Annotated in this window: 21 protein-coding genes; 5 read left to right on the top strand and 16 right to left on the bottom strand. The window is 41.7% G+C overall.

Translation table 11 applies throughout. The annotated features are described in order from the left end of the window. Positions 1-9: 9 nt before the first annotated feature. The 7 genes from EW028_RS03895 to EW028_RS03865 form a co-directional block, all read right to left on the bottom strand. The gene (locus EW028_RS03895) at positions 10-1,521 is read right to left on the bottom strand and encodes a right-handed parallel beta-helix repeat-containing protein (RefSeq protein WP_227744846.1); all 1,512 of its coding nucleotides are present in this window, start codon (positions 1,519-1,521) and stop codon (positions 10-12) included. A gap of 227 nt (positions 1,522-1,748) precedes the next feature. After that, positions 1,749-2,708, bottom strand: a complete 960-nt coding sequence (locus EW028_RS03890) for a hypothetical protein (RefSeq protein WP_131519948.1) — start codon at positions 2,706-2,708, stop codon at positions 1,749-1,751. Between the two features lie 71 nt (positions 2,709-2,779). Next, positions 2,780-4,462 carry a methyl-accepting chemotaxis protein gene (locus EW028_RS03885; protein WP_131519947.1) on the bottom strand — a complete coding sequence of 561 codons (1,683 nt, stop codon included), beginning with the start codon at positions 4,460-4,462 and terminating at the stop codon, positions 2,780-2,782. 162 nt (positions 4,463-4,624) lie between these two features. Further along, entirely contained in the window at positions 4,625-5,068 is a 444-nt protein-coding gene (locus EW028_RS03880; RefSeq protein WP_131519946.1) for a hypothetical protein, read from the bottom strand. Positions 5,069-5,131: 63 nt separating this feature from the next. Beyond that, the gene (locus EW028_RS03875) at positions 5,132-6,688 is read right to left on the bottom strand and encodes a YndJ family protein (protein ID WP_131519945.1); all 1,557 of its coding nucleotides are present in this window, start codon (positions 6,686-6,688) and stop codon (positions 5,132-5,134) included. Further along, positions 6,657-7,268, bottom strand: coding sequence for a DUF4166 domain-containing protein (locus EW028_RS03870; RefSeq protein ID WP_131519944.1), 612 nt, complete (start codon positions 7,266-7,268; stop codon positions 6,657-6,659). Before EW028_RS03870 ends, EW028_RS03875 begins: the two co-directional genes overlap by 32 nt. A gap of 5 nt (positions 7,269-7,273) precedes the next feature. Further along, positions 7,274-8,167 (bottom strand): DoxX-like family protein, encoded by an 894-nt coding sequence (locus tag EW028_RS03865; protein ID WP_131519943.1) that lies wholly within the window; start codon positions 8,165-8,167, stop codon positions 7,274-7,276. A gap of 135 nt (positions 8,168-8,302) precedes the next feature. On the opposite strand from EW028_RS03865, the gene EW028_RS03860 reads away from it, so the two are divergent. The 3 genes from EW028_RS03860 to EW028_RS03850 are packed head-to-tail and all read left to right on the top strand — an operon-like array spanning position 8,303 to position 12,142. Then, on the top strand, positions 8,303-8,887 hold the full coding sequence (locus EW028_RS03860) for a sigma-70 family RNA polymerase sigma factor (protein ID WP_131520024.1): 585 nt from the start codon (positions 8,303-8,305) through the stop codon (positions 8,885-8,887). Positions 8,888-8,939: 52 nt separating this feature from the next. Beyond that, positions 8,940-9,668, top strand: coding sequence for an ABC transporter ATP-binding protein (locus tag EW028_RS03855; protein WP_371824167.1), 729 nt, complete (start codon positions 8,940-8,942; stop codon positions 9,666-9,668). Beyond that, positions 9,668-12,142, top strand: a complete 2,475-nt coding sequence (locus tag EW028_RS03850; RefSeq protein WP_131519941.1) for an ABC transporter permease — start codon at positions 9,668-9,670, stop codon at positions 12,140-12,142. Before EW028_RS03855 ends, EW028_RS03850 begins: the two co-directional genes overlap by 1 nt. Positions 12,143-12,263: 121 nt before the next feature. On the opposite strand, the gene EW028_RS03845 is transcribed toward EW028_RS03850, so the two are convergent. The 7 genes from EW028_RS03845 to EW028_RS03815 all read right to left on the bottom strand — a co-directional run bounded on the left by EW028_RS03845 (position 12,264) and on the right by EW028_RS03815 (position 17,793). After that, entirely contained in the window at positions 12,264-12,995 is a 732-nt protein-coding gene (locus EW028_RS03845) for an alpha/beta hydrolase (RefSeq protein WP_131519940.1), read from the bottom strand. Positions 12,996-13,027: 32 nt separating this feature from the next. Then, a complete protein-coding gene (locus EW028_RS03840; RefSeq protein ID WP_048390662.1) occupies positions 13,028-13,552 on the bottom strand; it encodes a tubby C-terminal domain-like protein in 525 nt (174 codons plus the stop codon). A gap of 83 nt (positions 13,553-13,635) precedes the next feature. Next, a complete protein-coding gene (locus EW028_RS03835; RefSeq protein WP_131519939.1) occupies positions 13,636-14,700 on the bottom strand; it encodes a DUF4179 domain-containing protein in 1,065 nt (354 codons plus the stop codon). Then, positions 14,675-15,226, bottom strand: coding sequence for a sigma-70 family RNA polymerase sigma factor (locus EW028_RS03830; protein WP_131519938.1), 552 nt, complete (start codon positions 15,224-15,226; stop codon positions 14,675-14,677). Before EW028_RS03830 ends, EW028_RS03835 begins: the two co-directional genes overlap by 26 nt. Positions 15,227-15,345: 119 nt before the next feature. Next, a complete protein-coding gene (locus EW028_RS03825) occupies positions 15,346-16,062 on the bottom strand; it encodes a toast rack family protein (protein WP_131519937.1) in 717 nt (238 codons plus the stop codon). A gap of 112 nt (positions 16,063-16,174) precedes the next feature. Continuing rightward, entirely contained in the window at positions 16,175-16,555 is a 381-nt protein-coding gene (locus EW028_RS03820; protein ID WP_048390658.1) for an SRPBCC domain-containing protein, read from the bottom strand. A 29-nt stretch (positions 16,556-16,584) separates the two neighbouring features. Beyond that, the gene (locus EW028_RS03815; RefSeq protein WP_131519936.1) at positions 16,585-17,793 is read right to left on the bottom strand and encodes an MFS transporter; all 1,209 of its coding nucleotides are present in this window, start codon (positions 17,791-17,793) and stop codon (positions 16,585-16,587) included. Between the two features lie 136 nt (positions 17,794-17,929). Here EW028_RS03815 and EW028_RS03810 point away from each other — a divergent pair, with 136 nt between their 5' ends. Both EW028_RS03810 and EW028_RS03805 read left to right on the top strand, forming a co-directional pair. Then, positions 17,930-18,787, top strand: coding sequence for a LysR family transcriptional regulator (locus EW028_RS03810; RefSeq protein WP_131519935.1), 858 nt, complete (start codon positions 17,930-17,932; stop codon positions 18,785-18,787). A 109-nt stretch (positions 18,788-18,896) separates the two neighbouring features. Beyond that, the gene (locus EW028_RS03805; RefSeq protein WP_131519934.1) at positions 18,897-19,766 is read left to right on the top strand and encodes a DMT family transporter; all 870 of its coding nucleotides are present in this window, start codon (positions 18,897-18,899) and stop codon (positions 19,764-19,766) included. Between the two features lie 34 nt (positions 19,767-19,800). On the opposite strand, the gene EW028_RS03800 is transcribed toward EW028_RS03805, so the two are convergent. Next, positions 19,801-20,790, bottom strand: coding sequence for a sensor histidine kinase (locus EW028_RS03800; RefSeq protein ID WP_131519933.1), 990 nt, complete (start codon positions 20,788-20,790; stop codon positions 19,801-19,803). Continuing rightward, complete coding sequence (locus EW028_RS03795; RefSeq protein ID WP_131519932.1) at positions 20,787-21,458, bottom strand: response regulator transcription factor; 672 nt, start codon at positions 21,456-21,458, stop codon at positions 20,787-20,789. The genes EW028_RS03800 and EW028_RS03795 overlap by 4 nt, the downstream gene beginning before the upstream one ends. Positions 21,459-21,460 lie beyond the last annotated feature (2 nt).

The following is a 21,460-nucleotide window of genomic DNA, read 5'->3' as shown; positions in this document are numbered from 1 at the left end:
AATCGGCTTTTATATTATTTTTTTAATATCATGTTTCATTATTTCTAATTTCATGTCCTCCATTTGCGAAACCTTTGATGCTGCATCCTTCTGCCATGTTGCTGACTGCACATGTCCTTGTACAAATAATTGGCTGTTTTCCTGGACCACCGCTGGAGCCTTTACCGCAGCTATATCTGTATGACGCATTTCCAATAATGATTTATTGGACAGCGCTAAAAATGGTCTAGCCGCCTTATCCACCCTACAATTTTCAATACGCCCCATTGATTGATCTGACCAAATCATGGCATACGAGCTTTCTTGACCATCTTTAAAATAGCTATTAGCTATCTCAAAAATTGCATCAATGCAAGTGATTCCGTTTCCTTCCATTTGTTCAAACGTGCAATATTGTGTAAATAATCGGGCATTGTTGATATAGATATGGTGGCTTTGCAGCTCTCGTATCGTTGTATGATGCATCATGATTTTGGCATGTTCATTACCATAAACACCACCTGATTGCCCAAATTGAATAATCGATTGCTGTAGCTTTAATCCACTAGCATCAACAATAATATGAAATTGCTGATGGTTTTGAATTTTACATTGGTTCATCGAAACATTTGCTTCATCCACAATGGTAAGTCCGACAGCCATACCATTGCGAACATGACATGTATGAAATTCCACCTTGCTATTTTCAATCAACACCTGCGCCTTGACATGCCGAGAAACTTGACAATCATAGAACTTAGCTTCGGTTTTTTCTCCAAGATACAACCCATGACTTTGACCATCTGAAAAAATAGAATCAGATACCATTAGATCACTGCGATGAACCACCATATTCGTATCAAGATGCTCTTTTATTTCACAGCCATCCATCCTGAAAGTCGTGCTATCAAACAATTGAATGCCCACCCCTTGCCCTTGGTGCACTAAACAATTGGTCATCGTCATCTCACTCGACGCAGCCATTACTTGTGCCTTGTCATGCCCATGAATTTCACAGTCCTCCATTGTCAGCTTGACATGGCGAATCGCAAAAACACCATGCTTCTTCCCTTCCAACAGCATACAATTCGTCAAGGTCAGCTCACAGTTTTGAGCAATAATCTGTGCCTTCCTATGATGCTCAAATGTCGTGTCGACTAGAATAACACTGGAGCCATTCGCCACACGCAAACCAAAATGATTCAGTGGCGTAGCAAGCACTGCACAATTTTTCATCAGCAAACTACCATAGCTCACCATCATCTGCGTTCGAATCAATTGCTCCTCAATGACACAATTCTCTAGCTGTAAATCGCCTTTCACATATAGCCCCTGCCCTTGCCGGAACCGTAAATTACGCATCGCAACAGGTGTTTGATAGCGAATAAAAACGCCACCTTTGATGGTCACATTGCCAACCCCATACAACGTCAGCCGCTTGGCAATATCCAAGCTTTCCTCATAAATCCCATCCCGAATTTCAATCATATCCCCAGGCGCCGCCTCTTCAATCGCCTGCCCGATACTTTGATAACGATGCATTATGCTCCTCTTCACCACAAGTACAGCCATTTACACACTCCTAACCAAAAAATGTTCGTACCCTATTTATATACCGAACATGCTTGTGCTTATTCAATTTTGTGTAAAATTGCTGGAATATGCAGGTGTTTATTTGGAATGTTTGACGGTTTAATGAAAGTGGGGAAAAATGAAAAAACCAACAACAACCGAATTCCCTCGGTCATTGCTGGTTTTTTTCATTTACATTATTTCTTGCGTTTCACAAATACAATAACAAAAATAGCGGCTAGTGCTGCTAGGATAGCGATCATCCAAACTGTGTTTGAGTTGGATGCTGTGTCATCTGCTGCGGCTGCTTGTTGCTCTTCTCTTGGTGTAGCGTTCGAAGACTCCATTTCTTTGGCATCCTCTTTTACCACTTGTGCAGTGCTAATTTGCACATATTGTAGTGTTGCTTCATTGGAGGCGGATGCTTCATGCTCGTGGCTGTCGCCGTGGCCTTCTGCATGATCCCCGTGGCTTTCCTCTTGCCCACCGTCATGATCATGATGGTGATCCGCTGCTGTTGTAAAAATAGAACGTTCTAGCTGTTGCCCTACCCAGCTTTTGGCATCTGTTGAATCGGCAAAGATGCGAGGGTGTCCTGACAGCATGTATGTTTTACCGTCGATGATGATTCTTGTTTGGTCACCTGTGACAACGTCTTCAATCGTACCCGTTGGTCCTTCTGCAAAGCCGCCCATTTGAATAAGCGTATGTCCGTCCATATCAAATGTTAGGTGCTTTGTTAAGAATGCAATGTACTCTTCTTTCGTCATGGTTGCATCAGGATTGGCTAGCTCAAGTTTATGATGAAAAAGTGCTGTATTTATTTCCTTGTACGTAATATCTCCCTCTAGCGAAGACACGTAATCCTCTTTTTGAGCTGCTTGTGCTAGCTCATCCACTGTTGCTCCCTCAAGGCTGAAAAAGCCACCTACCCAGCCTGCAAAGTCCTTGCGTGAAAGATTGTCTGTTGGGTTTAAGGCCATATCCTTGCCATTGTACCCAAGAAGCCCAATACTGTGTAGTACCATAATGTCCTGAATATTGGCGGCTGTTTCAGGGACATCCGTGAATAGTGTACTTTTATCCATCGTATGGGCGTAGGCAACGGGTGCCATGAATAAAGTACTCATCAATAATAAAAGTAAATATTTTCTCAAAATGATTCCACCTTCCAATGCTTTAGTATACAGATGAAATGTGAGGGAAGTTTGAAATCCACAGCTAATTACTATAGCTTAAATTGACGAATCAGGGCGTTTAGTTGTTCAGCCATTTCTGCTAAATGCTCGGCACTATGTTTAATTTCCGCCATGGAGCTTGCAGTTTGCTCAATGGTAGCCGATGTTTCCTGAATACCCGCCGCTGACTGTTCGGAGACCGCAGCAATTTCATCGACTGCTTTATTAATCGTGACAGTATTGTGAACAACCTCTGCTAGCTCCACTGACATACCTTCTATGCCTGTCGCAATGGCCTCAATAGCATCCGCAATTCGATAGAATGTCGTATTGGTTGCAGCCATTTGTGTTGTGCCCTTTTCGACTTCCTCATAGCCTTGCTCTAGCGAGGAGGTTACTGTATCGGAATCATCCTGAATTTTTCTGACAATCGCTGTAATATCATCAACGGAGAGGGCGACCTGTTCAGCTAATGTCCGAACCTCGTCAGCCACCACGGCAAAGCCTTTCCCCTGTTCCCCAGCTCGGGCTGCTTCAATCGCTGCATTCAATGCGAGTAAATTAGTTTGGGCAGCAATCGTTTGAATGACCGCTACAAGCTTAGAAATCTCCTGTGTTTGCTTACTTAAGCCATTTACCTGATTCACCGCGTCCTTCACTGTATGCTGGATGGCTTCCATTTGTTTGGTGGAAGTGGTCATTAAGCTTCTACCTTCTTGTGTTAAAGCCTTTACATTCTGCGAATACTGTTGAACATCTTTACTGCCGTGATGAACCGTAGTGACTTTGCTAGTAAAATCATTCATGACGGAAGCGACATCAGAGGCATGATCTGCCTGTAATTCTGTCCCACTTGCCATTTCCGTAACCGTATGAACAATTTGCTCTGTCCCAGTTTTGACCTCTGAAGTTGACTGAAGAAGCTCCTCACTATGTGCCGCTACATCATTGGACACCGTTTGAATGTGCTTTAATAGACGATTTAAAATATCTGACATCGTATTGGTCGCTTCCATCAGTTGCCCTACTTCATCCTTCGATTGAACCTTCAAAGGCGGCTCACTTAAATCACCATTAGTCATTTGTTGCATACGCTTGGTTAACGTCACGATTGGTCTTGAAATACCACGAGCACTTAATAGCTCAATTATCACTGCTAGAAGAATAATCACAATACCTACGATAATGGCGATTCGCTGTTTCTGCTCTCCAGCGGCAATGCTGTCTTTCCCTACCTCATTAATGGCTAGCTTTCGTTGCGCTGCTAAACCTTCGTAGCCTTCACGAATGGTCGTAGCTGTGTTATCCATTTTTGTGAGGTTTTGAGTAGCCTGATTGGTGTTCCCCTGGTCATATACCGCAAATACCTCTTGCTCAATATAACGGTTCCATTCCTTAGACATCTTCGCAAATTGTCCGAATTCGCGTGAGGAAGATAATGCTGATCGCTTTTCTTCATTGCTTAGTTCCTTTGCAACATTATCCTGAAATATCTCTTTATACTTTTCTCTCCCAGAAAGCACATAGCCTCTAGCTGCCGCTATTCTTAAATCAATGGACTGTGCCTGCTCGTAATCGATAATTAATAGTTGTAATTCTTGCTGTACAATTTGCTCTGTCGCATCATTGCTTTGCTTGATGGCAAAGTAATTGTAAACAATGTATCCTATCATGATTGCAATCACAATGCTAAAGGAAAAAACAATGCGTCTACTGATTGTTTTGAACTTCATTTGAAAAAACCCCTTATTTTCCTAATCTATTCCATCCTTAAAAATCTACCATTTAATTAGGAAGATTAGCGGTTTTAGGAATTTTTGCTATATTTCCAGAAATAACTTGGTCAATATAATGTTTTTTATAGCATCTTTTATCGTGCGCCTTTAGTACTACACTTAATCCCAGCCATTGAACATTACATCGCCAATGGTTTGGCTATTAAAATAAGTAACGTATTTCCATTCTATAGCAGATAGGCTATGGAACGCCTCATCTTTTGTTAGTAATGTTGTAAGTGTTTCCGCTTCCAAGCATTTTCGCATAGGAAAGTATTTATGCAGGTGAGACTTGGATAAAAAGGTAAAGCTACTCTCCTCCTGCTTGGCAAAGGCGATGTACGGCATCAAACGATGATGAAGAATTGTCAGTGTTTCTCCATCGATTTCAATTACTGCCTGCATATAGACAAAGGGCGCTTGATCGATAAATTGCCGTACTTTCGCTCGTTGTTCACTTGTCACTAAATGGTACACCATCGACTGAAACATGCGCATGTCCTGCTGAATTAAATGCGCTGCATCGAAACCAGAAATTCCTTTTGTTAAACGCAAGCCATCCATCACTCCTTGATATTTGTCTCTATAATAGGACCTTCTCGTTCGGTTGAAGAAATTCCTGCCAATCTATGCATTTCTTTTAATATGATAATCAATTTGTAGGAATGGAATACCAAATAACGTCATCTGATGGTGTGCTGACAATGTCTTGTCATCTACCGCAGAAATTTGAAAATGCTCCTGTAGGGGTAGCCTCATCACATTTTTTCCTATCGCCAAATAAATTCCTGCATCTCCATCATGGCGACTTGTTAGGTGTAGCTGACCATTTTCTTCATAGGCATACAAAATGCCAACCATTGTTGAGAACGGGAGTGGTAAGGCTATATTCATATAGGTCGTTTCGTCGCTTGTGTGCTTCGAATAAATCGCGACAAAAACGGTTTGCTGATGAATTGTCCGAATCCATGCACGTGGAGACGGACGGCTATCTCGTGCAGAATCGACCTGAACAATGCTACCCGTCATCTCAACTTGCTTACTGGAAAAGGGTAAATTGAGCTGTTGGAGCAAACGGCTCATTCCTTGGTACAGAAAGGCAAAAGGTCGAAACCAAGCCTTCCATTGCACCGTCGAAAGCAGCCGATAGGTCATCGTATACTCATAAAAATGTGGAATGACAGGCGGTAGCTTTGTAGTATCGACAAAATCCTGTAAGGCATCGACCAAGCCAGGGTGTGGTATATTCTCATGATATAGCTTCCCGCGAATTTGGCTTACAGGGAACTCAAACGGACGCTGTGTTGTTGGGGGGACAGCCATTAGCCAGGCGATGACCCCTATCCCCCCAAAGAAAACACCATTGATCACACCATGGAATTGAAGCATTTCTGGAATGCCGATGGAAACGTTTCCGCTGACACGACTGTAAACATACAGACAAGATCCAAGAATCGTCAGACAGAGCGCTCCATAGGAAGTCCTCAGCAATAGCCCCTGTCCAAACGGAAGCTTTGTTTTGAGCGCTACGAAAAACAAGCCGTAAATGGCGAAAATATAAAGAACGACTGCGATGATTTCGATGAGAATGGAAAAGGCAATACCTATCGCAACAAGGATTGGCCCTGCCAGCAACATCATCACCATCACACGATAGCCGCTACTATCATGTAATCGACCTAAAAGTCCGACTGAAATGGGTAATAAACAAGCCGAATAATGAAAGTGAATGGCCGTTAACCACGTGATTAATGGTGAAAAACCAGTTTCCATGTTGGTGACATAGGCGAAAAACCACAGACCACCGAGGGCTAGGTAGAAAAGCCCCATGTCGATAGCAAACTCCGCAATATTTGTAAAACCTCGTTGTAAAAATCTTTTCACGCCTTGCATGGCGATATAGAAGGTATACAGTACATACATGCCTGCCAAAACATTAACCAAAACGCCATCCGTCGACCAATGCAGCAGTGTAACGGCTAGCATCATCCCTAAAATAATGGCTGTGCCGACTTTCTGAACATCCACAACCATTGATACCATGGTGGGAACGAAAACTAGTTGAGCAACGGTTAGTAACCATAAGTAATTGGGTTGCCCACTAAGCACAAAGCACATCACCGTGAACAAAATCCCTAGTAAAAAAATGAAATTACTTCGATTGTCGCGTAAATTCACCAGCATACATCATGAGCCTCCCTATGAATGGATTATGGATGGAGACATGAATGGTAAAGACATTTTTCGATTCATCAAAGCCTTCCTCTACAATGACTCGACCCTCTAACAGTCTAGGCATCGGGCATTCGAAACGCGAGAGGACAAAGCGCTGCTTACCTGAACGAATGACCAATGTCCCCGCTCGTGTCACCGTAAAGTGCAAATCGGAATAAAAAAGAGCGGGTGTGCCTAAATAATCTTTCACAATTTTTTGGATTGGATCAATGGTCATCCTTGCATCAAAATGCCTTGTTTTCTGCGGGAAATAAAAGGTGCGCTCCCATAGCACGTCTAGTTCCCCACTTGGCAGGGCTCTGCATGTATTCGAAATAGTAAAGGGGATATCCTCCCCTGACTCTGGGAACAGAAATCGCGTTTTCGCAGCCAGTGTATAGAAGGGACACATCCATTTAGCACCAGATTTTATTTGATGCATCACACCCTTAGCAAAAAATGGTTCATCAATTGGTAACGCATAACGCTGTTGTAGCATCGGATGAAGTCTTGCAAAATCATCCCCTAATAATGTTTGATAGATCGTCATCCTTGTTATCCTCGCTTTCTTTTACAACTTTTAGCACTCGGTACATCCTTACTTAAGCTAAATCCGACAATCGACAACACCCATAAAGCACTATTAAAGGTAAGTGGATTAAAGGGTGCTTGTACACTTGTCGGGTCCGCAACAATAGCAGCTATCGTCAAGAGCGGAAAAACGATGATTTGCATGCCAAAGAGCCAGCGTTTTCCTCGCGGGTAAAGCCAACAAAAAGCAAAGAGAATTTCCGCAACCCCTATCCACATAACTAGCGGATCTGCATGGTTTAGTAATGAAGCGGTCATCTTTAATTCCTGCGGATGCAAATGGATGATCTTCGGTACAAGACCATGATAGAACCAGACAAAGCAAAAGAATAGACACAGAAGCATTGTTAAAAAGAATCGTCTATACTGTGCGGTAGGATTTTCTCCTTTTTCTAGCCATCTTTTTAAAACATCAAAGCTGAGTGCCGTCGCCCACCCCATTAATGGACGAAAAAATAAATCAAAGAATACGCCAAGCTTGCCATAGCGTGTATCATAATCATATTGGGTCAGAAATGTCAGCCCCTGTTGATGCGGGATATATTGCCAATAGCCTTTTCCCTCCGCTATGGGTGAGCGCTTTTGAGGCGTACCAAAATGCAGTGAGGATGTTCGCGTGCCATTTTCTTTATGATGCTCCCCCTTGCTTTCTCCCCAGCCGCTTACCTGTAAGCCTGGCATTACCTTCGTTTCATAGGTAAAACGCTGTGGCTCCTCGGGTGCTTTTTTCGGCATATATGTAATCGATGTAAAACGTAAATCCCATTGCTCATGCAGATGTGGATTTTGTGTATAATCCCATGCTTTCTCTATAGGAGCCTGAATGTCTATCTCGACATAAATAGGCTTTCTGCTCATAAACTCACTCCTTTTTTTGATGAAGCCACTATCATTATAGCAGTAAATTGATAACCTTCTATTAAATGGGTATGCTTATGACGTTTCTCAATAAAAATAAAAAACTTGAATCGAAATGATGACTTGCTGAGTCTAATGGTCGAAAAGGAGGCGATTTTCATTACGAGCACCCAACAAACTCTTGTAGCCTTAGCCCAACAAGGTGATGAGCAGGCGTTTTATCAGCTCATTGAGCAGGAGCAGCATAAGCTTTACCGAATGGCCTATGTCTACGTACAAAATGAAAACGATGCCGTAGAAGTTTTTCAGCAAACCATTATTCGAGCCTATGAGGGGCTACCGCAATTAAAGGAGCCTCACTATTTTGCCACTTGGCTTACCCGCATTATGATAAAATGCTGTAAAACCTATATTGCGAAGAAAAAAACAGTTATGCCTGTTGAACCACAAACTTTCGAGGATTTAACAAGTGCATCTCCTACATACATCGAAGAAGAGCTGGATTTATGGCAGGCTCTTTGCAGGCTTGAGGAAAAGTACAAAACGGTGCTATTACTACGATTTTATCAAGACTACTCTGTCAAGGATATTGCGGCGATTTTGCAATGCCCTGAAGGTACCGTGAAAACACATATTCGCCGTGGCTTGCATGCATTACGACAACAATTAAAGGGGGCATATCTCGATGAGTGGGTTCAATCCGCTGAAAGAAGTCATTAATGCAATACCCATCCCTGAAGGACGTTTAACAGAGGTGCTACGTGTTGAAGGGATGTCCAAAATTTATCAGCAAAAGCATCATACTGTGAATGCCTTGAAAAATATCCATTGCACCATTTATCAAGGAGAAATGGTGGCGATTATGGGGACAAGCGGCTCTGGTAAAAGTACTCTTCTGAATATGATCAGTGCCATTGATGAGCCAACAGATGGCGCATTATTTTTATTTGGCAAGGAAGCGCAGGCTATTTATCAAGAGCCAAAAGCATCGCAATTCCGAAAAGAAAATATCGGCTTTATCTTCCAATCCTTTCATCTGCTAAAGGATTTAACCGTCGAGGATAATATTGCACTTCCCCTTATTTTAAATGATATTCCTAGCAAGGAGATTAAGATGCGTGTGCAGCACATGATGGAAACCTTAAACATCGCTGCTTGGGCAAAGCATCGACCACATGAGCTTTCTGGTGGACAGAAGCAACGTGTCGCCATTGCGCGAGCGATTATTGCCAATCCTCCTATTTTACTGGCAGATGAGCCAACTGGGGCTTTGGATGTTCATACAACAGATGAAATTTTAGAACTGCTTGTTGCTCTGCAAAAAAAGAACCAGCAAACGATATTACTTGTCACACATGACCCCTATGTGGCTACCTATGCCAATCGGGTATTGTTCTTCCATGATGGGGCGATTGTGGATTCCTATCAAAACCGACAAAATGAAGAGGATTTAGATTGTATTCTAATGAAATTCAAGGAAATAACGAGGGGGGATCGCTAATGTTTACGATGCGTAATATTGCCCTCAAGCTTTTTCGTGCCGCTTGGGCAAATGTCCTAACGAGTATTAGTATTATTACGATCTCAATTTGCCTGGTGATGACGATGACCGTCTACATTTGGAATGCGAATAGCCAGATGAAGGCAGACATCCAAGCGTTGTATGGGGAAATGGATTTAATGGTTGGTTATAATCCCGATCAGCAAAAATTGTTGACGACAAATCAAATAGAGGAGCTTTCTACTCTAGCCGGCGTCACACAAGTGTCCCGCTTATCGATAGCTCACACAATCGTTGAACATGAAAAGTACACCGCATTTTATACCGTTGGCGTCGAAAATGATGACCTTGTGAAAAGTCGCTACCATTTTGCGGTCAATCTTGGACCGAATGATGCCATTCTTTCGGAAAATGTTGCCCGTCTTTTCAACAAACGAGTTGGGGACTCCATTCATATTCAATCAAAGGATTTTATCGTGCAAGAAATTTTACCGACGATGAAAGGCACTGACAGTCCTAATATCATCCTCTTAGCGAATGACGTAGTTAAGGCATGGATGAACAACAGTCAGCCACAAACGGCAGGCATATTTGCGCTCATTAAAACTGATGAGGGGCGTGCCAAGGCAGTAGGCGCAGAAATCAAACAACTGGATGAAACATTACGTGTTGATGTTATGAGTGATTACGATGTCATTAAAAGAAATTTACAGAGCTTAATGGTTTTTATGATTGTACTATCTGTTTTTATTTTACTCATTTCAAGTGTCCTATTGCTGTCCACATTCCAGCTATTATTCTATAAAATCAAAGAGCAGCTCATGATTTTACGGGCTCTCGGGGCATCCGTGAAACAGGTTGGACATATAGTCAAGCTCCAACTATCACTGATCATTAGCTTTGGCGTTACGCTTGGAACAACGCTGAGCCTTGTGGTAATAAAAAGCTGGCTACCACAATTAATTAGCTTTTTGCATTTACCCGAAGCTAAAACAGAGCTTCCTATTGTGTTTATTCTTTTAATTGCCCTTTCCAGCTTCATCATTCTTCAAGTGATGACAAAATGGCAAGTAGCGAAAAGCTCTCGACTACTGCCATTACAAATCGCGACAGATAATGAAAATTTACAGCTACGTTGGACAAAATGGAAAACAATTATTGTCAGTATTGTAGGTGTGACAGCTACCTTCTTCTTTTTACAAGCCTATTTAGCTGGGACAGGAAGCGATCAAGGTGCCCTGTTTATTTTACTCGGAACACTACTTGTATGTGGGATTTTACTGTTACTAATCCCCTATCTATTTACAGCCATCCTTCATCTGGCTTTAAAGCCGATTCGAAGGGTACTTGGCAAGGAAGCCTATTTAGCATGCCAGCAGCTCATGCCGCAAGTACGCAAAAATATACCCGTGGTGCTCAGCATGATAGGATTAATGGTTATTTTAACCTTTGGAAGTTCATTAATGAAAACCTTACAACACAATGACCTTGCCTACACAGAATCACAATACGAAACAGCCATAAAAATCAATAATGAATTAAATGATCCAACGATCACGCCTGCAATTATAGAGGAAATAGAAGCATTGCCAAGCGTACAGTACGCGTATACACAAAGTAATAATGCGTATATTGCTCTACAACTCGGTGATGAATGGCTACCAGAGAACTATACAACCATTGATATTAAGAAATTTATGCAATTAAAGAAGTTGCCTCAAATTGAGGAAGGAAATTTACAAAATGGCCTTGTCGTGACAAAGGGCTTTGCCGAGCATTATCATTTGGCAGTGGGTGATCGTGTAACGATGGGTACCTATGATTTTACGGCCCAGCAGGATATACCTACTGGTGAGTTACAAATTATAGGAATTACTGATACACCTATTCACCGTGCTGATTTAATCGTTGATTGGTCATCATTCCTCACGGCACAGGATCACCCAATTATCGAAGACATTATGGTCGAAACATCCCACCCAGAGCAGGCATTGGTGGAGCTGTCATTCTTGGGACAGCGCTGGCCAGCCCTGAAGTTGACAGATAAAGCGACCATATTAGCACAATCCAATGAAATGTTCTTCCAACGGTGGAGCTTATTTGTTGGCGTCTTTGTTATTTTAATAGCTGCCACGGGGCTTGGTGTCCTCCAAACATTACTGCATACCATTTATACAAAACGCAGTGACTATGCCATCCAACGATTAATTGGTCTGTCACCAAATGGGCTGATGAAGCTCATACTGACACAAGTCCTATCGTTCGTCCTTTATGGTCTCATGGTCGGGACATTTCTGGGGTTCGTCTTAACGAGAATGGTAGCCTTCATTGATGAAGGCTCTCCAATGTCCTATGACTTTCTAACATTGGGCCTCACAAGTCTCGCCTTCCTAGGGTCAACCCTCATTGTCTTTACCCTCCAAGGCTACTGGATGAGCAGACAAATGCGAACGAGATATTGGAAATATAAGTAAAACAGCCCCTCTATGGTTAGAGGTGGCTGTTTTTTTAGAATCGGGGCTCTCTCTTGAGCGAGCGCTTTTACCCCTCTTTGAAGCGGAGCACCCCCACTCCTTTTATAAAATGAAATTCTCCCTAAATTTGAAGAAATTCTATCATTTCCTTTATGATAGCCTCTTGATCTCGTCCTAATGTCATGAGATGCTTAGAATTTCCAAAGCCTTTCTTCTGCTTTCTAGATGAATGAACGTGCTGATAGATCGTTTCAGCACTTTGCGTGTATAAGGCATCGTCTTTTTCACCATAGTAGATAGCGATAGGAATGATAATTCTATCAAGCTGTTCCATCGTTGCTTGGATAAATGTTTGGAATACGTTCATTGCATGTAATGGCATGTTCTCAAATGGCTCCATTTCCTGAGCGATTTGAAGTGGTGGCTTGCCCTCTATTGTTTTGTAATTATGGGCATAGTCCATAATCCTTTGTTTTAATTGCTCTGGCTCCTTATCAAACGGCACAGATAAGACAATGATTTGCTCGAGCCTTTCTAATTGAGCAAGCTTCAATGCGAAAATTCCCCCGATGGATAGACCGATGACCGAAATCTTTTGATAGCCTTCATCCAATAAAAATTGATGAGCATTCACTACATCCTGCCACCAGTCGTCTACCTGATAGTGTAATAACTGTTCTGGATGAGTGCCATGTCCACGATATAGCGGCGCATAGCAAGTATAGCCTTGGTTATGTAGTGCAGTGGCTACTGTCTTCATATCTCTTGTATGACTTGTAAAGGAATGTAAAAGCAGTAGGGCATGCTCATTTCCCTGTAAATAAATCTCTTTTGCTGGTAATATGTTTAGCATTTCATCAAGCCCTTTCTTCCATCTACCTTTATTTAAGCCCCAACAAACAGCACTGCCTGTCCGATGGCAATAAAAAAGGCTTCCTGCTGAATGGGACTGCTGTCTTCAATTTGTAGTGTAATGTTAAAATGCGTCTCGCAGAAAGTCGCTTGCCAGCGTGCGATAGGCTGCTCATTCACAGTAAAAACAGACCAGTCCTCCATTTCTTTGTTGAGCTTGATCTGCTGTTCGCCATCGGTAATAACTAAATCAGGAATCATAATTTGCCAGCCATCATAGGCAATCATATAGTCTTTACCTGTTACCAAATCCTTGCCACGGAAATGCACGCGCCCGCGACGGGATACTTTTTTACACGTAAAAAGCGGCTGACCATTGCGATCGTGAACATCAAAACGAACGAAATAACGATAGTCCATCGTTTTATCGAATGCTTTTTTTAGTGCATTGGAATACACGCGTTGAACGGTGGACGATACCTCCCCCGCTTCATTTAAAATTTTAACGGCCTCTGTTGACTCGATGGCCGCTGGTTGCTTGTATGTATAGGTCTTCAATCTATTCGCTCCTTTGAAACATTGCTTTCTTAAAACTACCATAAAATAAGCGTCAAATACAAAGGATGTATTTGACGCTCCTATTATTGTACGGGTACTTCTACTGTAAATGGTTGGAAGTTCACTTCTTTATAGGCTGATGGATTGAATGGAAGATGTGTTTCTTTGCCATCAGCATCTATTTGAACGCTCCCACCCCCTGTTGGAATAGCAACATAAGGCGTAATGGTTAATTTTCCAACGTGTTGTGCTATTGGATCAAAGGCTTTCGTGCTGCTTAATTTCCACACCCCATCATCAAATTGCGCTTTTCCACCGCCCGAATGAGAGGCGATCTCCCTGCCTTGCCCATCTGTTATGAAAAATTCTATAGATGCTGGTGGGTTATCGAGGATTCCATTCATCTTTGCTTCATAGTCAAGGGAGATCCCCGATGGACTGAAGGAGATGTTGGATATATCAAGCTCAATGCCTTCAAACTGCTGTCGATGATTCACAGGAACATGGACAATCTCTGTAATCTTTTCAATCGGGGTCGAAAACGTCCATTTTTCTCCCTTTTCGCCTGCTAATATTAAGCCCAATTGAAAGAAATCTGGCATTTCCTCAACCTGTTTGACATCAAACGTCGCAATACCTGTCCGAACCGTAGGACTTAACCTCTGTTCAGAATAGCTACCTGAGCTGACAGTTGGTTGGGCGCCATTAATGGTAAATTCCAAGCCTGCTCCAAAATATAGTTCACTCAATTCCTGCTCAGATTGCATCGTTACCCCAACCGTTATACGAGAATCATCATAAAGCACCTCATCTACTGTGACCGAAATCCCATTGATGGTTTGTGTTTCGCCAACAGCTTTGGTTAGTCCCTGTTCACTGGCTTGTTTTAGCCCAGGCAAGCCTGAGTCATTGAATACGGAACCGATAATTGGTAGCTTGGACAATGTGCTCGCAAATGTTGGTGATACATAGGCTGTGCCAATGGTTAAACTAAAAACGGCAACAGTACTGGCAATAAATACGAATGGTTTACGCTTGCTTCTTCTTTTCATTTGAATTGGTTTACCTTGTGCTTGTTGAATACCTTGTGCAATCGCTGCTCGTACCTCATCCCGTGGAAATTCAGGTAGGGTCACTGACTTTTTCATTGAACATTGCACTCCTTTCTAATTGTCGTTTTAGCTGTTTTTTACCACGATGCAAATAGGTTTTGATGGTGTTCTCAGGCTTTTTCATCATGTCTGAAATTTCTTTAATAGGTAAATCGTGATAATAAAATAAAAGGAGCGCCATCTGCTGGGAATGGTTTAATTGTTGGATAGCTTCTGCTAAATCAATAGGATTCCCTATGACCTGCTCCTGATCATGCAACCGCTCTAATAATTCCCTCTCCTCATAGGGAATCATTTTCTTGCCCTTTTTCAGCAAACGATAGCATTCATGAATTAAAATGCGGAACAGCCATGTCGAGAAAAATGCTGGATTTTTTAGTTGATGAACGGTTAAATAGGCTTTACATGCCGCTTCTTGAATAGCATCTAGCGCATCCTCTTTTTGACCAACATACGATAACGCCGTGTAATATAGTTTTTCTTCCTCTAGCACAAGTAGCTGTTCAAAGGCTTCCTTCTGCCCCGCAATCGCTTGTTTAACGATAGATAAATCATGTTCCATGCTTGTTTCCCCTCCTTCCATACTTAGAGTCTTTTATCCAAGCAAAAGGTTTCACTTTTATTTATTTTTTTGGCCATACAAAAAGAGACTACTTCAATGAAAGTAGCCTACTCCATTTTCTATCGATCTAACTTAAAGGTAATTTCCCCGATGCCCAATTCCGAATTGACCTCTAGCACGACATCCGCCTTGTCGTAAGCTTCGTTGACATAGACACCATTCCCTTTTGATATAAGGCCCTCCACATTAGACGAGCCAATGCCTTTTTCTGTCGTTAATTTCACGCCAACCTTTGAAGGTAAAATAACGGTTGTTTGACCGACACCTGTTTCAATAGTCGTTGTAAAGCTCTTTTTCCAGTCGCCACCTAGATTAACCGTTAGATCACCGACACCCGCTTCAATATCGAGCTTTTCCAGCTGAAGACCCTGTAAATCAAGATTGGCAAGAGAGGCACCCGTTTCCACATTTAGATCCATGGGGATGCTGTCGTTCAGTTGAATCGCCCATGTGTTTTTAATATTGGAGAGCCCCAGCTTCGTTGAGCCCTTATGCTTGATTTCCACTTCTCCTGTATCGCCATGTAGATCATAGTCTACCTGAGGGGCTAGCTTTTTTACATTATATTCTGCGTTGCCCTCAACCCATTCCTTTGCACCACTCGATACATTCATTTCGCCAACACCTAAATCAATGTCTACCTCTAATGCTTTCGCTTTATCCTTTTCCACCAAAATGGCTTCCTCTCGCATTTTATTTGGAATAAAGGAAAAGCACCCCGATAATACCAATGCTGACGTGCCTATCACGACACCTAAACCCACTAATTTTTTCACTATTATTTCCTCCCACCGTATAATCTACCAATAATTTCATTATATAGAAGGGAGGAAATTAAAATACGACCCTCCGCTCGAAATTCATCTAAGACCTAAGACGTAGAGAGGCTTACTGATAAGGAATGTCATGCCCCTCCAGCAATGCCTTTAAATTCGCAAGAGAGGCATCATAGCCTGACGAATTAAAGCTCACCGTAGTGCCATTACCCTGTTGGGCTAGCGTAATAGCAATCAATGTTTCAGGAACTTCTAGATAGAAGGAAAATTCCTCATTTTTCTTCACTTGCTGAATCGTTAGCTCCATCGGCAGTTTTTCAGAAAGCTGGTTATGCGCATTTGGCATTAAGGTAAATGTCATCTTTTCTCCAGCTGTTAGTATAGGGATGTCCCATATGGAGCCTGGTGCGTACCATCGGGAGAGGGATTGCTCCTCTGTAATCGCCTGCCATACTTTATCTATCTTTGCCTCAATCCAAATCGAACTGGTCATTCGTCGCAACCTCCATTTCCTCTTTTCCATTATTTTACCGAACTTTCAGAAGTTAGACTACCTTGGGATGTTCTGTATAAGTGAAATGCCCCCAGTATAACCATCACAGCGATAACATCCAAAGCGAGCTGATAGCTGGAAAAAACAGTAACTAATAAACCATAAACCGTTGGTGCCAAGACAATAAAGAACTGATTAATCGTTAACGCTGCACTAACAGTTAGTCCTACTGCTTGCGAATCGGATTGCTCCGTGACACAAGTGATATATATGGAATACCAGCCAAGCGCTAAAAACCCAAATAGACTGCAAAATAAAATCATGAGGCCCTTGCTATGTATGACAAAGGGCAAAAAGCCAACCATCAGGAATGTAGCGAGCATGACGAGCACTAATAATGGCTCTCGTTTTAGAGCGAAATAATGATCACTCATCCAAGCAAGTACAATTCTCCCAAACATCCCACCAAATAAAATCAGACTTAAATAGCGCCCCGCCTCGGTTAATGTATACCCACCTTCATGATGTAAATAGCTCATAAAGTGAGCAATGATAATCATTTGGAGGGACATCATGACCATGCCCACAAAAAATAAAGGATAGAGCGCTCGATTGTGCCGAATAGCACGCATCTTCTCTTTAAAAGGAATGAGAGGTGCCGTAGCGGAGTCATGCTGTTTTGGTTCTTTGTACAGCAATAAAAATAATAGTCCCCCACCAATCGCCATCAAGCCCTGTGCTAAATGGACAGAGGATAGATGATGATGTTGATACAAATAGGTCAGCAAAGTGGAAGCCAATGCACCACCAATCGGAATACCTGTTTGGCGTATCCCAATAGCCAGTCCTCGATGCTTGTTAGGAAACCATTTCACAATAGCAGTACTGCCACCTGTTTGCGCACTGCCATACCATATCCCCACAACTATTAATACGAGAAGCAATGTCGTATAATGATTCACGGGTATTAGCAATAAGGCTGACATGCCTAGTAGTATCGAGCCCCATCCAATAATCTGCTTTTCTCCCTTTTTATCCATGAGATAACCAAATAGCAGCATGGAGAAAATTGGCCCTATATTGACGGCTGAAACAATTAGCCCTGTCTGGAAGGACGTTAAGTGCCATTCCATTTGATAAAAAGAGGCAACTGGCCCCATTCCGTAGGTCACAAAGGTTGCGGCTGTTTGCGAAAGCGTAGCCACAAGCAAGATGACCCATCGATAATATGTATGCATAAAAACCCTCCATCAGGTTACTGCTTTTGCAGTCTACCTTTTCATTATCTAGAGTGTACGTGGACAGCTCGCGTACGTAAAATGGAGGAAAATGATAGCGGCTATTAAAAAAATCTATAGGTATGTGAGGAACAACATGAACATTGAAGAAATTGCCTTAAAAATGGAGCTTTTAGAGAGGCAAAACTTGAGTAAATCAGCTGAAATCACCAATTATACACAATCTGCCTTAACAGCAAAGGTGAAAAAAATGGAGCGTGAAATTGGGCAGGACGTCTTTAAACGAACACCCCAAGGCTTAAAGCTGACAGAGGTAGGTCTACATTATTTACAGTTTTTAAAGAAAGTTGCCGAGCAGTATGAAGACTTTTTACATACCATCGGCCCTACACAAACGAGCATTTTGGTTGGTACATCTCATACAACCATTAAAATATATGGACCATCCATCATGAACGCACTGCAAACTAGTCGAAGTCCGATAGATGTTGATTTCACTGTGGAATCAAGTACAGCCTTAAATCACAAAGTCCATCTGGCGGAAATAGATTGTGCATTGACAAGTAATCCAATCAAGCATTATAGCGATCTACACTATGATGTACTAGCCACAGAGACGTTTGAAGTTATCTCAAGCTCCGCTCATATCATCGACTTTGAACAACGAACACCTGTCACATTGCTTGTGTTAAGTAAGGGCTGCATGTATACCCATGCATTAGCACAATGGCTCACTGACAAGCAGGTACCTTTTACGATGAAGGAAATTAAATCAGTTAGTAGTATTTTAGATTTTCTTGAAATCGAGCATACATTGGCTGTATTAAATACCAAATTACTAGCACTTTATCCTTGTCCCGACCTGTATTTTTATGATTTAGATGGGCTTCACAGTGCGATCGAAACAGTTTATATCTATAAAAAAGATGACAGTAAGCAGCCCTTCATTCTGCAATTAAAACAGGTCATTGAATCCTTGCTTGAGCAGAATTAGCTCCATAAACCTATTTTGTGCTAATATTCTAAAAACCCTATATTATTCATGCGGACTACACTATAATAGGTTTGTCATTATTAATCTTGTAAATGCTTAGGAGTACATCATGTTTTATTACATCTCGTTATTTTTTGCAGTATTTGCATTATCTACCTCAGCAATCTTTGTTAAGCTAGCTGATGCACCACCAGCGATTACAGCCTTTTATCGACTATTTTTTGCGATGCTAGTACTTCTTCCATTTTTATTGGCACAGAAGAGCTTGCGGCAGGAGCTTACAAGTCTCTCGAAAAAACAATGGGGACTCGGCATTTTATCAGGCTTATTTTTGTCCTGTCATTATGTGTTATGGTTTGAATCATTAAACTACACATCTGTGGCTAGTTCAACCGTCATTGTGACACTTCAGCCACTATTCTCTTTAGTAGGCAGCTATTTTTTATTTAAAGAGCGATTTTCAAAAGGAGCGATTGTTGGCTGCTTCGTAGCGATCATCGGCTGCTTCATTATTGGCTGGCAAGATTTCCAGATTAGTGGACAAGCCCTTTATGGCGATATTCTTGCCTTTATTGCGGCAGGTATTATTACAGCCTACTTTTTTATTGGGCAATCAGTGCGCAAGGATTTATCGCTCATTCCCTATTCTATTATCGGCTATGGCAGTAGCTCGATCTTTTTAGCCGTTTATGCCCTCTTTATGAAAGAATCGTTTTTTGATTATTCAGCCTCCACCTGGTGGTCCCTTGTAGGGCTGGCTGTCATTGCAACGATTTTCGGGCAAACCATTTTTAATTGGCTATTGAAATGGTTAAGTACAACGGTGATTTCCATGAGTATTTTAGGCGAAACAATCGGCACATGTATATTAGCTTATTTTATTTTAGATGAGATGATTTCCGTTCAACAGGGGATCGGTATTGTGGTCATTTTACTAGGACTTGCCCTGTTCTTACTACAGCAACGAAAATCAGTGTAAAAGAAAAAACAACGGCAAAGGCTGCCGTTGTTTTTTATTCGTGTGTAAAGTAGAAGGTCGTGCCATTTTTGTTTGATTGTAAGGAAGCTTCGATATTCAATGTTTTAGCAATATCCTGAATGATTTTAAGCCCAAGTCCGCCATGCTCATCTTCGGTCGTAAAGCCAATACCATCATCACACATGACAACTTGCCCGTCCTTAATCGTCACCTCTAGCTTAGATGCTTGGGCATGCTTTAATGTATTTTGAAAGACATTATCGAATAAACGCTGTAGCCACAATTCATTGCTAAGCCAAGTTGCTTGTAAATCATCGTGCTGAAAATGCAGCGTAATATTCTGCATGCGATATAGATACTGCCACTTCTTTATCATCATTTGTAACAATGGGACAAGTTGAACCTCCTCCTGCATGACATAGGACTGTTCACTCGTATCAAAGGACTGTAACTGAAATGCATTAGTTAAATTCGTGATATAGTGAATTTGTGCATGTAAGGATTCCACCAATTTGGGCTGCCCCTGTAGCTGATCCTCTAGATAAAACAGCTGCAAACGGATAGCCGTTAACGGCGTATGAATGTCATGTCGCAACTTTTGTAGCAGCTCTTTTTGAAGCTCCTGCTGCTGGGCAAGCTCTAATTCTCGGTAAGTTGTACGCTCAATTAAAAGATTGACAGATTGGCTAAGCTGTCCAATTTCATCCTCACTTTTTATCGTTAAAGTGTCAGGTATTCGCTCATTACTTGCTAGTTCTCGTATCGTTTTATTAAGTAGTGTAATTTTGGATAGTAACGAATGAATCGATGTGGAAAATAGCCATGCGAGCATTCCTAACGCTAGCACAAACGTAATCAGCATCACAGGATAGGCATAGGACTCATGAAACGGGATGCCGTCATTTTTCATTTTAAAGGCCTTGTCATACAAAATTGACATGGCCACACTAATGCCTAATAGTACAACAGGCACACTCCCAATGGCTACAAATAACAAAGTACGGTATTTTGTTTTTAAGGTCATTTTTTATTATAGGTATTTAAACGATACCCTTCTCCATAAATATTTTGCACAATAGTACCTGCTGGGTCTTGTAGCTTTGTTCGAATTTTTTTAATATGGACATTCAAAATATTATGATTGCGTTCATCGAGCGGCCAAAGATAATCAAAAAAATGTTCCTTTGTTAATACTCGGTCACGATTGTCAAATAAATAAAAGAAAATTTTTCGCTCAATTGCTGTCAGGGCGATTTCATCATGGATACTATGATGAAATACTTGACGGCGCTCCCCATCGATCAATAAATGCTGAATTTGCGTAAGTGTACCATACTGTTGTGCTAGCATTTTTTGCATTCTTAGCAACAGCTCTCGCGGATCAAATGGCTTTGTCAGGTAATCCTCTCCGACCATCAACCCCTCTAGCTTACTTTCAATATCATTACGTGCCGATAGAAAAATGATTGGAATATTTAAGCCTAAACGTTTAATATTTTTGCTTAATTGATAGCCATCCTCTCCTGGCAGCATAATATCCATTATGACTAAATCCACCTGCTGAATCAGCGCCATCATATCCTTGCCATCTGTTTTCCAGATTGCCTCATAGCCCTCATGCTGCACTATTTTTTGCAGTAGATCACCAATCATGTGATCGTCTTCTATAATTAAGATTCTAAAACCTTTCATAC

This window comes from Lysinibacillus sp. OL1, from assembly GCF_004332175.1.
Lineage (GTDB): Bacteria > Bacillota > Bacilli > Bacillales_A > Planococcaceae > Lysinibacillus > Lysinibacillus capsici.
Note: the sequence above shows the minus strand (reverse complement) of the source record. Positions and strands in the feature narration are given on the sequence as shown.

What these genes read in the sequence shown, in the direction of transcription:
- EW028_RS03895 (WP_227744846.1), bottom strand. Translation starts at nt 1,521, where the DNA reads ATGCATCGTTATCAAAGTATCGGGCAGGCGATTGAAGAGGCGGCGCCT.
- EW028_RS03885 (WP_131519947.1), bottom strand. Translation starts at nt 4,462, where the DNA reads ATGAAGTTCAAAACAATCAGTAGACGCATTGTTTTTTCCTTTAGCATT.
- EW028_RS03880 (WP_131519946.1), bottom strand. Translation starts at nt 5,068, where the DNA reads ATGGATGGCTTGCGTTTAACAAAAGGAATTTCTGGTTTCGATGCAGCG.
- EW028_RS03875 (WP_131519945.1), bottom strand. Translation starts at nt 6,688, where the DNA reads ATGCTGGTGAATTTACGCGACAATCGAAGTAATTTCATTTTTTTACTA.
- EW028_RS03870 (WP_131519944.1), bottom strand. Translation starts at nt 7,268, where the DNA reads ATGACGATCTATCAAACATTATTAGGGGATGATTTTGCAAGACTTCAT.
- EW028_RS03865 (WP_131519943.1), bottom strand. Translation starts at nt 8,167, where the DNA reads ATGAGCAGAAAGCCTATTTATGTCGAGATAGACATTCAGGCTCCTATA.
- EW028_RS03860 (WP_131520024.1), top strand. Translation starts at nt 8,303, where the DNA reads ATGGTCGAAAAGGAGGCGATTTTCATTACGAGCACCCAACAAACTCTT.
- EW028_RS03855 (WP_371824167.1), top strand. Translation starts at nt 8,940, where the DNA reads ATGTCCAAAATTTATCAGCAAAAGCATCATACTGTGAATGCCTTGAAA.
- EW028_RS03850 (WP_131519941.1), top strand. Translation starts at nt 9,668, where the DNA reads ATGTTTACGATGCGTAATATTGCCCTCAAGCTTTTTCGTGCCGCTTGG.
- EW028_RS03845 (WP_131519940.1), bottom strand. Translation starts at nt 12,995, where the DNA reads ATGCTAAACATATTACCAGCAAAAGAGATTTATTTACAGGGAAATGAG.
- EW028_RS03835 (WP_131519939.1), bottom strand. Translation starts at nt 14,700, where the DNA reads ATGAAAAAGTCAGTGACCCTACCTGAATTTCCACGGGATGAGGTACGA.
- EW028_RS03830 (WP_131519938.1), bottom strand. Translation starts at nt 15,226, where the DNA reads ATGGAACATGATTTATCTATCGTTAAACAAGCGATTGCGGGGCAGAAG.
- EW028_RS03820 (WP_048390658.1), bottom strand. Translation starts at nt 16,555, where the DNA reads ATGACCAGTTCGATTTGGATTGAGGCAAAGATAGATAAAGTATGGCAG.
- EW028_RS03815 (WP_131519936.1), bottom strand. Translation starts at nt 17,793, where the DNA reads ATGCATACATATTATCGATGGGTCATCTTGCTTGTGGCTACGCTTTCG.
- EW028_RS03810 (WP_131519935.1), top strand. Translation starts at nt 17,930, where the DNA reads ATGAACATTGAAGAAATTGCCTTAAAAATGGAGCTTTTAGAGAGGCAA.
- EW028_RS03805 (WP_131519934.1), top strand. Translation starts at nt 18,897, where the DNA reads ATGTTTTATTACATCTCGTTATTTTTTGCAGTATTTGCATTATCTACC.
- EW028_RS03800 (WP_131519933.1), bottom strand. Translation starts at nt 20,790, where the DNA reads ATGACCTTAAAAACAAAATACCGTACTTTGTTATTTGTAGCCATTGGG.
- EW028_RS03795 (WP_131519932.1), bottom strand. Translation starts at nt 21,458, where the DNA reads ATGAAAGGTTTTAGAATCTTAATTATAGAAGACGATCACATGATTGGT.